This window comes from Streptomyces sp. NRRL S-340 (genome assembly GCF_000720185.1).
Taxonomy (GTDB): domain Bacteria; phylum Actinomycetota; class Actinomycetes; order Streptomycetales; family Streptomycetaceae; genus Streptomyces.
Window position 1 is genome coordinate 245,544 of record NZ_JOIY01000004.1, and the last position, 13,022, is coordinate 258,565.

General features: G+C 74.0%; 10 protein-coding genes. All 10 read right to left on the reverse strand.

Features of this window, described 5'->3' with window-relative positions:
• Positions 1–20: 20 nt before the first annotated feature.
• The 10 genes from moeZ to IG64_RS43040 all read right to left on the reverse strand — a co-directional run bounded on the left by moeZ (position 21) and on the right by IG64_RS43040 (position 12,963).
• Positions 21–1,199, reverse strand: coding sequence for an adenylyltransferase/sulfurtransferase MoeZ (gene moeZ, locus IG64_RS04300; protein WP_037852048.1), 1,179 nt, complete (start codon positions 1,197–1,199; stop codon positions 21–23).
• A gap of 63 nt (positions 1,200–1,262) precedes the next feature.
• A complete protein-coding gene (locus tag IG64_RS04305) occupies positions 1,263–2,012 on the reverse strand; it encodes a spherulation-specific family 4 protein (RefSeq protein ID WP_037852050.1) in 750 nt (249 codons plus the stop codon).
• Complete coding sequence (locus tag IG64_RS04310) at positions 2,000–2,962, reverse strand: NAD-dependent epimerase/dehydratase family protein (protein WP_037852052.1); 963 nt, start codon at positions 2,960–2,962, stop codon at positions 2,000–2,002. Before IG64_RS04310 ends, IG64_RS04305 begins: the two co-directional genes overlap by 13 nt.
• Positions 2,963–3,244: 282 nt before the next feature.
• Positions 3,245–4,384 (reverse strand): hypothetical protein, encoded by a 1,140-nt coding sequence (locus tag IG64_RS04320; protein ID WP_234438380.1) that lies wholly within the window; start codon positions 4,382–4,384, stop codon positions 3,245–3,247.
• Between the two features lie 644 nt (positions 4,385–5,028).
• Positions 5,029–6,813 (reverse strand): DUF3492 domain-containing protein, encoded by a 1,785-nt coding sequence (locus IG64_RS04325; protein WP_037852057.1) that lies wholly within the window; start codon positions 6,811–6,813, stop codon positions 5,029–5,031.
• Positions 6,814–7,016: 203 nt separating this feature from the next.
• Positions 7,017–8,834, reverse strand: coding sequence for a dipeptide ABC transporter ATP-binding protein (locus IG64_RS04330; RefSeq protein ID WP_051812341.1), 1,818 nt, complete (start codon positions 8,832–8,834; stop codon positions 7,017–7,019).
• Positions 8,831–9,838 (reverse strand): ABC transporter permease, encoded by a 1,008-nt coding sequence (locus tag IG64_RS04335; protein WP_037852059.1) that lies wholly within the window; start codon positions 9,836–9,838, stop codon positions 8,831–8,833. The genes IG64_RS04330 and IG64_RS04335 overlap by 4 nt, the downstream gene beginning before the upstream one ends.
• Complete coding sequence (locus tag IG64_RS04340; RefSeq protein ID WP_037852060.1) at positions 9,835–10,896, reverse strand: ABC transporter permease; 1,062 nt, start codon at positions 10,894–10,896, stop codon at positions 9,835–9,837. The genes IG64_RS04335 and IG64_RS04340 overlap by 4 nt, the downstream gene beginning before the upstream one ends.
• Before the next feature lie 4 nt (positions 10,897–10,900).
• The gene (locus IG64_RS04345; RefSeq protein WP_037852062.1) at positions 10,901–12,619 is read right to left on the reverse strand and encodes an ABC transporter substrate-binding protein; all 1,719 of its coding nucleotides are present in this window, start codon (positions 12,617–12,619) and stop codon (positions 10,901–10,903) included.
• Between the two features lie 251 nt (positions 12,620–12,870).
• Positions 12,871–12,963 carry an Ms4533A family Cys-rich leader peptide gene (locus IG64_RS43040; protein ID WP_324609556.1) on the reverse strand — a complete coding sequence of 31 codons (93 nt, stop codon included), beginning with the start codon at positions 12,961–12,963 and terminating at the stop codon, positions 12,871–12,873.
• Between the last annotated feature and the right edge of the window lie 59 nt (positions 12,964–13,022).

Consider the following 13,022-nt stretch of genomic DNA (forward strand, 5'->3'; position numbering starts at 1 on the left):
CTGGTCGGCGAGACCCTTGATCAGTAGACCGGCTTGTGCGGTTCGATCTGGTTGACCCAGCCGATCACGCCACCGCCGACGTGCACGGCGTCCGCGAAGCCCGCGGACTTCAGCACGGCGAGGACTTCCGCACTGCGGACACCCGTCTTGCAGTTCAAGACGATCTTCTTGTCCTGCGGGAGGCCCTCCAGGGCGGTGCCCATCAGGAACTCGTTCTTCGGGATCAGGCGGGCGCCAGGGATGGAGACGATCTCGAACTCGTTCGGCTCGCGGACGTCGATGATCTCGATGTTCTCGCCGTCGTCGATCCACTCCTTGAGCTGCTTCGGAGTGATCGTCGAGCCGGCCGCCGCCTCCTGGGCCTCCTCGGAGACGACGCCGCAGAAGGCCTCGTAGTCGATGAGCTCGGTGACGGTCGGGTTCTCGCCGCACACCGCGCAGTTCGGGTCCTTGCGGACCTTGACCTGGCGGTACTGCATCTCCAGGGCGTCGTAGATCATCAGACGGCCGACGAGCGGCTCGCCGATGCCCGCGAGGAGCTTGATCGCCTCGTTGACCTGGATGGAGCCGATGGACGCGCACAGCACGCCCAGGACGCCGCCCTCGGCGCAGGAGGGAACCATGCCGGGGGGCGGGGGCTCCGGGTAGAGGCAGCGGTAGCAGGGGCCGTGCTCGGACCAGAAGACGGAGGCCTGGCCGTCGAAGCGGTAGATCGAACCCCACACGTACGGCTTGTTCAGCAGCACGCACGCGTCATTGACCAGATAGCGGGTCGCGAAGTTGTCCGTGCCGTCGACGATCAGGTCGTACTGGCTGAAGATGTCCATCACGTTGTCGGCCTCGAGCCGCTCCTCGTGAAGGACCACGTTCACGTACGGGTTGATGCCCTTGACGGTGTCACGCGCGGACTCGGCCTTGGAGCGGCCGATGTCGGACTGGCTGTGGATGACCTGGCGCTGCAGGTTCGACTCGTCGACCTCGTCGAACTCCACGATGCCGAGCGTGCCGACGCCCGCGGCGGCCATGTACATCAGCGCCGGCGAGCCCAGGCCGCCGGCGCCCACACAGAGCACCTTGGCGTTCTTCAGCCGCTTCTGCCCGTCCATCCCCACATCGGGGATGATCAGGTGGCGGGAGTACCTGCGGACCTCGTCTACGGTGAGCTCATCAGCTGGCTCGACCAGGGGTGGCAGCGACACGGGGACTCCGTTGGTCGGTCAATCACTACAGTTGTTCTCCCCGTAACACTGCCACGGCCTTCTTCATTCCGAGACTCCCGTTCCGACCTGCGAGACGATGTCGTCCCAGTAGCCGGGCAGGGTCTCCCAGGGGTCGCTCCGGCCGCCGTGGTCCGTGCGGTCGGTGAACCAGATCGTCGCCGCGCCCTGCCAGCGGGCCACCCGCAGCGCCTCGTCGAGATGACCGCGCGGCACTCCGTGCACGAAGTGGCAGAAGCGCTCGGGCGGGTGGTCGGCGGTCCATTCGGCGGCCTGCGAGAAACGGTAGTCGCTCCAGGACCCGCTGAAGGTGACCAGCTGGTCGGCGTTCTCGGCGTAGCCCGGGTAGGGATGGGTGCCGTGGCCGAGGACCACATGGGCGTCGGCGCGCAGCGCGCGCAGGGAGGTGATGGTGCGACGGGTCTCGGGCAGCCCTTCACGGGTGGCGGGGCAGCGGTCCAGGAAGAAGCCGTCGACCTGGTACCACTCCAGGTAGCGGTGCGCGTCGGCGATCAGTTCGATCCGGGGCCGGGTGCCCTGGGCGCTGCGGATCCGGCCGAGGACCCGGACACCCGCGTTGCGCAGGCGTCCGGCCGCGTCGAGGCAGTGCGGGTCGGGCTGTACGCCGGGGCCGCCGGCGACGTCGAGGACGGCCCAGTGCAGGGGCGCGCCGGGCCGGGTGAGCGCGTTCCACTCGGCCGGGGCGAGCAGGGGGTGCGCGCATCCGGGGACGCCGAGGCCGGTGCGCACCCCGGTGCCGGACGTCCCGGCCCGCAGGCCGGTCAGATACGGCATGCGGCCTCCATCCAGATGTCGGCGAGGGACTCTTCGAGGCTGATCCGGGGGCGCCAGCCGAGCCGGTCGCGCGCGGTGCGCACGTCGGCCTGCTGCCAGCCGCCGCAGCCGTCGGGGTACGGGTACGCGACGGGCGCCGGGTGGTCCGGGTCGGTGCGGGGGTGGCCGATGGTGGGCCGGAGGTGGCCGCCGGGCGGCCCGTCGAGTTCGTGGAGTGCGCCGCCGTACCCGGCCACCCGCGCCAGGACGGACGCGGCGTCGCGCAGCCGGACGGCGCGGCCCGACCCGATGTTGATGACGCCCTGGGCGGCCGAGAGGGAGGCGGCGTGCACGGCACGCGCCACGTCGCGGACGTCGACGAAGTCGCGCTGGGCGGCCAGACCGGCCAGTTTGAGGTCGCCGTCGCCGGACTGCATGGCGCGCCGCATGGCTTCGGCGAGGCGGCCCAGCGGCGAACCGGCCGGGGTGCCGGGCCCGGCGGGCGAGAAGACCCGGAGCACGACGGCGTCGAGTCCGGAGCCGAGGACGAGTTCGGTCGCCGCGAGCTTGCTGACCCCGTACGGGCCGCCGGGACGGGGCACCGCGTCCTCCGCGGTGGAGGAACCGGGCTGGCTGGGGCCGTACTCGGCGCCGCAGCCGATCTGCACCAGGCGGGCACCGCATCCGCTGCGGCGCAGCGCCTCGCAGACGGTGGCGACGGCGACGGTGTTGTGCCGGGTGAGTTCGCGGGCGCCGCCGCGGGTGGCACCGGCGCAGTTGATGACGACACCGGGGTGGACGGCGTCGAGGAAGCGGGTGAGCGCTCCGGGACTGCCCGTGGCGAGGTCGAAGCGGACGTCGGCGTCGTCACCGCGGCCGAGCGCGGTGAGCTGGACGGCCGGGTCGGCGAGCAGGCGGTCGGCGACGAAACGGCCGAGGTATCCGGTTGCTCCGATCAGCAGAACCCTCATCGGGCGGCTCCCGGGGTGTGCGCTCCGGTGGCTCCGGATGCTCCGGACGCTCCGGATCGGGCGGTGGTCATCTGGTGTTCTCCTTCAGGGGGGTGGTGCGGTGGGCTCCGGCCGCGCGGCCGGGTGCCCGTGGTCCGCCCGCGGCCGGTTCCGCCTGCGGCTCCGGTCCGGTGCGGTCGCGTGGAGGGGTGCGCCGGCGGTGCGTGGTGCGCGCGGCTCCCGGGGCGCGCCCGGGGGTGCGCTGCGGGCGGACGCGGGTGGTGGGGGCACGCCCGGCGCCCGTCACGGCTGTGTCCCGGTGGGCGCGTGGGCCGACGCCCTGGTCAGAGTGCGGGTCGCGTGCACCAGCAGGACGGTGGCCGCTGCTCCGCAGGCGAGCGCCGGGACACTGCCCGGTCCCCAGGCGGTCAGGAGGGTGTCGACCGGGACGGCGAGGGGGTCACAGCCCGGCAGACGGCCGGCGAAGACGCTCGCCTGGGCCGTCACCTCCGCCCAGGCCGCGGCGCCGAGGGCGACGGCCGGGGCGTGGGTGGAGCCGTGCGTGGCGAGGAGGCGGGTGAGCAGCAGCAGGGCGCCCAGGGGGAGGGTCTGGGCGAGGCCGGCGGGCTCGTGCAGGACCCTGCCGCAGACCGCGAGCAGCCCGGCCAGGGCGCACAGGAACCCGGCGAACACCGCGAGGAGCAGCGGCCGTACGGAGGCGGCGAACTCGTCCAGGCCGCGGCTGACCGTCAGTCTGCGCCGGGCGCGCACCGCGAAGAGGTGCGCCGCCCAGCACGCCGGGGCGCAGGCGAGGGCGAGCGCCAGGACGGGGACCGTGGTCAGCGGCCAGGGGCCGGTCGGCGTGCCGTCGGGCAGTTCGTCGGGGCCGCCCCCGACCGCCGCGCCCAGCAGGCCGTCGCCGAGTACGGCGTAGACGAGGAGCCAGCACGTCCAGGCGCGGGCGCCGGGCGGGTGCGGACCGGTCCGGCCGGGGCCGCTGGGGCTGAGCGGGCCGCGGCGGAGCAGGGCGCGCACGGCCAGGGCCACGGACAGTGCGCCGATCGCGGCCAACGCCGGGCGGGTGCGGCCGGCCGCCAGGTGGAGGCCGGCCACCGTCGCTGCGCCCAGGGCGCCGGGCAACAGGCTGAGCACGATCCAGCCGGCTCCCGTACGGGGCTCGTCGTGGTGCTCGGGGCGAGGCGGTGTCCCGGTGCCGCGTGCGATGCGGGCGTACATCTCCTCGGCGAGGGAGAAGACGTCGCGGTGGCGGAAGCGGGCGGCCGTTCGGTCGGTGACGCCGTGCGCCTCGAGTCCCGCGGCGATCTCCAGCGGGTCGACGGCGCGTTCGCACAGCTCGCGGTGGCGGTGCAGCAGGGTCCTGACCGGGTCGGCGGCGCCCCGGCGTGGGGTGGGGGCCGCGGCGGGGGCGCGGTCGCGGTCCAAGACCGTGCCACGCCCGTGTCCGCGCGCGCCGCCGTGCGCCGCCGAGCCGCCGACGTCCCCACGACCGCCTCCCGGCACGGCGCCTCGCCGGCCGACACGACCTCCCGGCACGGTGCCTCCCTGGCCGACACCACCTTCCGGCATTGCGTCGCCTGCCTTCCGGACACCGCTTCCCAGCGCGGCACCGCCTTCCAGCCCACCGCGTCCCGGCATGGCGCCGCCCGCCTTCCCGCCACCGCCTCCCAGCGCGGCACCGCCTTCCAGCGAGGTGCCGTCTGCTTGCCCGGCCCCGCCTCCCGGCATGGCACCGCCCGCCTTCCCGCCACCGCCTCCCAGCGCGGCAGTGCCTCTCAGCACACCGCCTCCCTGCCCGCCACCGCCTCCCTGCGCGGCACAGCCCCCGTCTGCCTGTCCGGGGCGGGCAGTGCCCGGTGGGGTGGCGGGGCGCACGGGACCGTGGAGACCGGTGTCGTGGGGCGCCCGCTCCTCCGCCGCTGCGCCCGCCCCCTCCCCCGGCAGCCGGCCGTCGGTGCCACGCTGCGGCGCCCGGGCCGCGGGGGGCCGCGCCGGCCACTGGCGCGATTCCGCGTTCCAGGCGCCGGGGTTCGCCGGGGTGGCCGGGGGGTGGGGTTCTCTCGGGGTGGTCATCGGGCGGCCTCCGGGGCCGGGGCGGGGTGCTGGGTGCGGGAGGCGGCGGCAGCGGCCCAGGCGGGGCCGCCGCGCCGGGCCGGTGAGGAGGCGGCGGCGGCCCCGGCGCCGGCTGCGGCCGTGGTGGCCTGGCCGGTCCAGCGGCCGGGGAGGTGGGCCTCGGCGGGGGCGGCGAACGGAAGGGGCTCACCGGAGGCGTCCAGGACGACCCGCCGGACCGGGCACTGCGAGACGATCTCCAGGTAAATGCCGTGAAATGCCGCGATGTTCTGCTCGACGGTGAACAGTTCGAGTGCGCGGGCGCGGGCGGCGGCCCCCAGGCGCGCACGGCGCTCCGGGTCGCGCAGCAGTGCCACGCACGCCTCGGCGAGCGCCCGCGGATTGCGCGGGGGCACGACCAGCCCGGTGCCGCCGATGACCTCGACGACCGCGCCGACGTCCGTGGAGACCGTCGCGCACCCGGAGAACATCGCCTCCACCAGCCCCGCCGGGAAGCCCTCGACGACGCTGGACAGGACGATCACGGCACCGGAGGCGTAGGCGTCGGCGAGGGTGGGTGCCTCCGGGCCGCCGACCTCCTCGAAGGAGACCGGGTTCTCGCCGGCGGTGTGCGGGCCCTCGGCCTCGTCCGGGAAGAGCTGGGCGGCCAGCGCCTTGCAGTGCCCCAGGTAGGCGGCGGCCTCGGGGCCGCCGGGCGTGGCCGTGCACACGATCCGCAGCCGTGCCCGCGGCTGTGCCCGGCGGACCTCCGCGAAGGCGTGCAGCAGGGAGACCAGGTCCTTGGCGGGTTCGATGCGGCCGACCCACACCAGCGTGTCCTCGGCCGCCTGCGGCGAGGCACCGCCACCGGTCTCCGCGCCCTCGCCGGCCTCGGCGAACGCGGTGGCGTCCATGCCCGGGGGGACGGTGCGCAGCCTGGCGGGGTCGGCGCCGCAGCGCTCCTGCCAGCGGCGGGTGTGGGCGTTGCCGTGGGTGAGGAGGGCGGCCTGCCGGTAGACCTCCGTCACGAGCCGGCCGTGGAAGGCGGCGAGCAGGGCGCGGGCGGCCGGGGCGGTTCCGTCGGCGGCGGAGGTCAGGTAGTGCGAGCGCAGCGGTACGCCGTACTCGGTGACCAGGACGGGGACGCCGCAGAAGTGGCGCGCGAGCAGGCCGGGCAGGGCCGCGGTGCCGCCGCCGGCGGTGTGGCAGAGGTCGGCGGCGCCCAGGCCGTCGTCGTCGTACCAGTCGAGCGAGAGGGGGCGCAGGGAGTGTTCCAGGTGCGCGGCCACGGTGAGGAGATCCGGTACGCGCGCCTCGCGCGCGGCGCGCGAGGCGCCGGGTGCGCGGCAGGCGTGCTCCAGCGCGCGGACGGCGGTCTCCGAGCGGAGCGCGCCCGCCAGACCGCCCGTGTCGCGGGCCAGTTCCGCGAGCCCGTACAGCGCGCTGGCGAAACGGTCCGCCTCGCCGTCCCGGCGCCCCCGGGAGCCCTGGCCACCGGGGCCGGGGCCGCCCGCCGCGCCCAGCACGGCCGCCAGTTCCCCGTAGCACTCGGCGAAACGCCGGCGCGCGCGGCGCCCGAGCCGCACGCCGTCGTCCTCCGTGGTCCACAGGGGGGCTGTACGAACCCGGCTGACCTGCCGGGGCAGCGGAACCCAGCCCTCGTCCTCCTGCCGGCGGCTCCGGCTGAGCGCGTAGAGGTCGAACTCGTGCTGCCCGAGCCCGCGCACGAGCCGTTCGCACCAGAGTCCGGCGTCACCGCTCACATACGGGAAGCCACCCTCCGTCACCAGTCCGATGCGCACGCGTGCACCCCCGTTCTCTCCCGTGTGGAGAGCCGCCGTCGCACCGGCGGCTCGCAGCGGGACGAACGTATGCGGACATGCCGGTGGCGCGACGGACGGTTGTCCATCGCGCCACCGGAAGGGGTGAACGGTCGTGACTTTCCCGTGCGGACGGCGTTTCGCCGCGCTAGGAGATCAGCGGGAGATCAACCGGACACCTTTCGTCAGGCCGCGGCCAGCTCCCGCCGCTGGGCCCGGCGCCGGGCGGCGGCCCCCGGGTCGAGCGCCGGTACGGCCGCCAGGAGTTGCCTGGTGTAGGGGTCCCGCGGGGCGTCGTAGACCTCTCCCGCCGGGCCCTCCTCGACGATCCGGCCCCGGCGCATCACCGCGACCCGGTCGCTGACCTGGCGCACCACGGCGAGGTCGTGGGCGATGAAGACCAGCGCGATCCCGAGGTCCCGCTGCAACTCGCCGAGCAGGGCGACCACCTGTGCCTGTGTGGTGACGTCGAGCGCGGAGACGGGCTCGTCGCACACGATCACGCGCGGGTCGGCCGCGAGCGCCCGCGCGATGCCCACGCGCTGGCGCTGTCCGCCGCTGAACTCGTGCGGATAGCGGTCGTGGTGCGCCCCGTCGAGCCCCACGCGCTCCAGCAGTTCGCCCACGCGCCGCCGGATGCGCTGCTCGTCCCGCTCCCCCCGCGCCCGCAGGGGGTCCGCGACGGACTCGCCCACGCTGCGGCGCGGGTTGAGGGAGGAGACGGGGTCCTGGAAGACCATCTGCACGGCCGGGTTCACACCGCCCCCGGCACGGCCCTCGAACCGGACCTCGCCCGCCGTCGGCTCCAGGAGCCCGACCAGCATGCGGCCCAGCGTGGTCTTGCCGCTTCCGCTCTCGCCCACGACGCCCAGGGTCTCGCCCCGGCGCACGGTCAGCGACACGCCGTCCACGGCCGCGAGCGCCCGCCTGCCGCGCCCGAACTCGCGCCGCAGCCCGCTCGCCTCCAGAACGACCTCGGCCGCCCCGGCGCCCCCAGCGGCACCGCCACCCCCCGCGGCGCCAACCGCGCCCCCGCCACCGGTCCCTGCGGCCCCGGCAGCCCCGGTCACCTCAGCACCGGCAGCCGAGGACGCACCCGAGGACACCCCTGCGTCCTCGCCACGCGCCTCCGCCTTGCCGCGTGCTCCGCCCGCGCCACCGCGGCCTGCGCCCCCGCCGTCCAAGCGCGGCACCGCGGCCAGCAGTTCCCTGGTGTACTCGGCGGCCGGCGCGGCCAGGACCCCGGCGACCGGGCCGTGCTCCACGGCGCGTCCGTGCCGCATGACCAGCACGTCCTCGACGCTCTCGGCGGCGACTCCCACGTCATGGGTGACGAGGAGCAGGCCCATCCCGGTCTCCTCGCGCAGCGTGTGCAGCAGGTCGAGGATCTGGGCCTGCACGGTCACGTCGAGCGCGGTGGTCGGTTCGTCGGCGATCAGCAGCTCGGGGGCGCACGCCAGCGCCATCGCGATCAGGGCGCGCTGGCGCATGCCACCGCTGAACTCGTGCGGACGCGAACGCGACCGCCGCGCCGCGTCGGGGATCCCGACCCGGTCCAGCACCTCCACGGCACGGGCGCGCGCGGCACGTCGTGAGGCACGCGCGTGCGTGCGGTACACCTCGGCGATCTGGTCACCGATGGCGTAGTACGGGTCCAGGGAGGACAACGGGTCCTGGAAGACCATGGCGGCCTTCCCGCCGCGCAGCCGCCGCAGTTCCTCCTCGGAGGCGGACCGCACATCGGTGCCGGCCACCCGGACCGACCCGCTCACCCGCGCCCCGGTGCCGCGGTGCAGCCCCAGCAGGGCGGAGGCGACCGTGGACTTGCCCGAGCCGGACTCACCCACCAGGGCCAGCGCACCGCCCCGCGGCAGCCGGAAGGAGAGTCCGTCCACCGCCCGCAGTGTCCCGAACCCGACGGTCAGGTCCGTCACTTCGACGAGGTCCGTCCCAGCGGCCGGACCCGCGGGGTCCGTGGCGTCGATCAGGTTCGTCGGGCTCATGCGAGTACCACCCGTCGGTCGGCCACCGCGAACAGGACGTCCGCGACGGCGTTGGCGATGACCACGAAGAAGCCGATGACCAGGACCATGCCGACGACCACCGGCAGGTCGACGACGTTCACCGCGTGCACCAGTTCCTGGCCGATGCCGGGCAGGCCGAAGAGGGTCTCGGTGAGCACCGCGCCACCGACCGCCGAGCCGACGTTGTTGGCGTTCAGCGCGATGACCGGTGCCAGCGCGCCGCGCAGGGCGTGCCGCCCCACGATCGACCGCTCGCCCACGCCGTACGCCCGGAAGGTGCGGATGTGGTCCTCGGCGAGGGTCTCCAGCATCGAAGCCCGGGTCATGCGGGCGAAGGTCGCGGCCTCGATCAGGGCGAGCGACAGCCAGGGCAGCAGCAGGTTCCACGCCCACTGCTCGGGGTCGTCGGTGAGGTTCACGTACTGCGGGAAGGGCAGCCACTGGAACTCGCCGCAGACGACGATCATCAGGATCAGGCCGATGACGAAGACGGGGGTGGCCGTGCCGGCGAGCGTGACGGCGGTGAGCACCCGTTCGGAGAGCCGGCCGCGCCGCCAGGCGGAGAGCACGCCGGTGCCCACGCCCAGCAGGAGCCACAGCACCATCGCGCCGAACACGAGGGACAGGCTCACGGGCAGCTTGGTCAGGATGATGCCCAGGACCTGCCGGCCGGTCTGGTAGGAGATCCCGAGGCAGGGCGCCGAGCAGTGCTCGACGGACGTGCCGGTCGAGTAGTCCTGGCCGGCGACGAGCCCCTGCAGGAAGTGCCAGTAGCGCAGGGAGAGCGGGTCGTCCAGCCGCAGTTGCTGGGCGACCTGGTGCACCTGCTCCGGCGAGCAGCGCGGCCCGCAGGTGATCTGGGCGACGTTGCCGGGGGTGACGTAGAAGACGACGTAGACGATCACCGAGATGGCGAAGAGGGTGATCAGCGCGCCGAGGGCGCGGCGCAGCACGAATCCTCCGAGTCCGCCGAAGGCGCTCATGCGGTGGTCTCCTTGCGTGCTTGCCTGGGCGGGATCCCGGTCCGTGCGCCGGGCCCCGGACCGGTGTCCGTGCCGCTCTCGCGCCTGCGGCCGGTGCCGATGCGCAGGCGGGAGGCGGCGCGCGGGTCGAGGGCCGTGCGCACGCCGTCGCCGAGGACGGTCAGGGCCACGACGGTCACGAAGAGGGCGCCCGCGGGGAGCATCAGGTACTGCGGCGCCGCCTGGTACCAGACGTCGGCGGCGGTCAGCATCTGCCCCCAGGACGGGGTGGGCGGCTTCACGCCGACGCCGAGGAAGGACAGGGCCGCCTCGACGGAGATGTTGGCGGGGACGAGCAGGGCGGCGTAGGTGATGACCGGGGCCGCGAGGCCCGGCAGCAGCTCGCGCCGGGCGATGCGCACGGTGCCCCAGCCGCTGAGCCGGGCGGCGGCGACGTGGTCGAGGCCCTTGAGGGTGAGGGTCTGGGCGCGCACGATCTTGGCGATGTTGCCCCAGGCGATCAGGCCGATGACGAGGGTGACCAGGACCGGCCGCGGGAAGCTCGACGGAACCACCGCCAGCAGCGCCAGCGCCATGATCATCAACGGCATGGAGACGATGATGTCGGTGGCCCGGCTGAGCAGTTGGTCGACCCAGCGGTTGCCGAGCGCGGCGGTGACACCGACCGCGACCCCGATGGCGATCTGTATGAGGGTGGCGGCGAGCGCCACCCCCAGGGAGACCCGGGCGCCGTAGACCAGGCGGGCGAACAGGTCGCGCCCGGTCTGCGGTTCGACACCGAGCCAGTGGTGGCCGCCGGCCCCGCCGAAGGAGCCGATGGGCACGCCGCCGCGCGCGGAGTCGACGAGGTCCGGGTGGTAGGTGGTGGGGTCCTGGCCCTCCAGCGCGGTGAGCAGCGGCGCGGCGAGCGCGACCAGGACGAGCAGGGCGACGACGGCCGCCGCGACGAGGGCGGCGCGCTGCGCACGCAGCCGCCGCCAGAACTGACGTGCCCCCGAGGCCGCCGGGACGGGTGTGTCCGTCCCGGCGGCCGGGGAGGCGGCAAGTACCTCGCTCACGGTGTCACTTCACCGCGACCTGGGAGATGTCCAGCACACCGGTCCAGTCGCTGATCACGATGTTCTTGACGTCCTTGCCGTACAGGCGCTTGTAGACGGGGTGGAACAGCGGCACGGTCAGCGCCTGCTCGCCGATCTTCTTGTCCAGGGCGCCCCAGCGCGCGGCGGCGGCGTCCAGGTCGGTCAGCTTGTTGATCGCGTCGATCTCGTCGTCGACGGACTTGTCGTCCAGCTGGCCGCTGTTGAAGTTGGCGCCGTCCTTCACGATCTGGCGTCCGTCGAAGATCGGTGCCAGGAAGGGGCCGCCGGAGGGCCAGTCGGCACCCCAGTGGGCCAGGAAGAAGCCCGGCTCGGTCTTCACGTTCTGGGTCTTGTCCGAGTAGTCGTTCTTCTCGAGCCCCTGGAGCCTGACCGTGATGCCGGCCTTCTTCAGCGCGTCCTGGACCGCGGTGGCGATCTCCGGGCTGGTCTCGAAGTCCTTGCTGTTGGAGTGGGTGAGCGTGACGGTGAGCCCGTCGGGGTGGCCCGCCTCCTTCAGCAGCTGCCGGGCCTTGGCCGGGTCGCCGGACGCGCCCGCCGGGAAGAGGTCGTAGGGGGTGTAGCCGAAGGACTTCTGGTTCGGCAGGAAGGTGGTGGCGGGCTCGGCGAGCGCGCTGCCGCCGGCCGCGTTGACGACCGAGGAGCGGTCGATGGCGTAGGAGACGGCCTGGCGCACCTTGGGGTTGTCGAACGGCTTGACCTTCGGGTTGAAGGCTATGTAGTTCGTGTAGCCGAAGTGGCCGGTGCCCACGCGCGCGGCGAGTTCCTTGTCGCCGCTGACCTTGGCGAGTTCGGCGGGGCCGAGGTTGGTGTCCGTGGTGACGGCGGCGGCGTCCGGTCCCTGGGACGCGGAGAGCCGCTGGTTGATCACGGACGAGTCCAGCCCGGAGCGTACGTCGATCTTGTCCGGGTAGGCCTTGCGCTCGGCGTCGGTGGCGGCCGACCAGTTCGGGTTGCGCTCCAGGACGAGGTGCTCGCCGTCGTTCTCGTTCTTGACGACCTTGTACGGGCCCGACGAGACCGGGTGCTCCTCGTACGCGGTACCGGTGTCCTTGGCCTTGGGCACCGGCGCGAACTGCGTCTGCGTGGCCAGGAAGGGGAACTCGCCCTCGGGCTTGTTCAGGTGGAAGACGATCGTCCGGGCGTCCGGCGTCTCGATCGCGGCCAGGCCCTTCTTGTCCTTGTAGGGCCCCTGGTAGCCTGCCGCGCCGACCAGCCAGTCCCGCAGGTAGGGGGCGCCGCCGGAGAGTTCGGGGGCGAAGGAGCGCTCGATGCCGTACTTGATGTCGGCGGAGGTGATCGGGGTCCCGTCCTCGTACTTGAGGCCCTCCTTGAGGGTGTACGTCCACACGGTCGCGTCCTTGCTGGGGCGCCCGGTGTCGGTGGCGAGGTCCGGGACGACCTTGGCGCCGGCGGCGCCGTTCTCGCGGTTGCGGGTGGTGAGGGTGCGGAAGACGAGGGAGGGGACGTTGCCGCCGCCGGAGGTGTACAGGCGGGCCGGGTCGAAGTCCTGCTGCGGCTGCGCGTTCAGGACGTTCAGGGTGCCGCCCTTGTGGGGCTGCGAGTCGCCGCCGGCGCCCTTGACGTCGTTGTCCTTCGGCCCGCAGGCGACGGCGCCCGCTGCCACGACCAGGCTGACGGATACCGCGGCCACGCGGCGGGCTGAGACGGACGGTTGGCGCATCGCAGTGACGACCTCTCGGGAGGCGTGCCCCGGTTTTGGGCCCGGGGAGCACGGAGTACAGGGACCGTCTCGGATCGCGAGACGGACGGACGAGGGGTGAGACGAATCCAGACAGACGTCTGCTTCGGCGGCGGGTCGTCGGACCACCAGGAGCCGCGGTACCGCGCTGCGGCGCTCAGCGGGAGCGCACGGAAGGGCGGGACCTCACGGCGAAGGGGAGAAGAGGGCGACGCGCGCGCCGGGGGCGGGCGTCAGCAACAGTGGATGTCGGCCACACAGAGGGCGGTCACACCGAGGAGCGCCCTCTCGATGGGGGCGCTGCAGGCAGCGTGACGGGACCACATGCGCAGAAATATGAACGACCGTTCGGCGCATTGTCAACATGATCCGCGGGCCGCTCACC

What these genes read in the sequence shown, in the direction of transcription:
- IG64_RS43040 (WP_324609556.1), bottom strand. Translation starts at nt 12,963, where the DNA reads ATGTGGTCCCGTCACGCTGCCTGCAGCGCCCCCATCGAGAGGGCGCTC.
- IG64_RS04330 (WP_051812341.1), bottom strand. Translation starts at nt 8,834, where the DNA reads ATGAGCCCGACGAACCTGATCGACGCCACGGACCCCGCGGGTCCGGCC.
- IG64_RS04305 (WP_037852050.1), bottom strand. Translation starts at nt 2,012, where the DNA reads ATGCCGTATCTGACCGGCCTGCGGGCCGGGACGTCCGGCACCGGGGTG.
- IG64_RS04345 (WP_037852062.1), bottom strand. Translation starts at nt 12,619, where the DNA reads ATGCGCCAACCGTCCGTCTCAGCCCGCCGCGTGGCCGCGGTATCCGTC.
- IG64_RS04310 (WP_037852052.1), bottom strand. Translation starts at nt 2,962, where the DNA reads ATGAGGGTTCTGCTGATCGGAGCAACCGGATACCTCGGCCGTTTCGTC.
- IG64_RS04335 (WP_037852059.1), bottom strand. Translation starts at nt 9,838, where the DNA reads ATGAGCGCCTTCGGCGGACTCGGAGGATTCGTGCTGCGCCGCGCCCTC.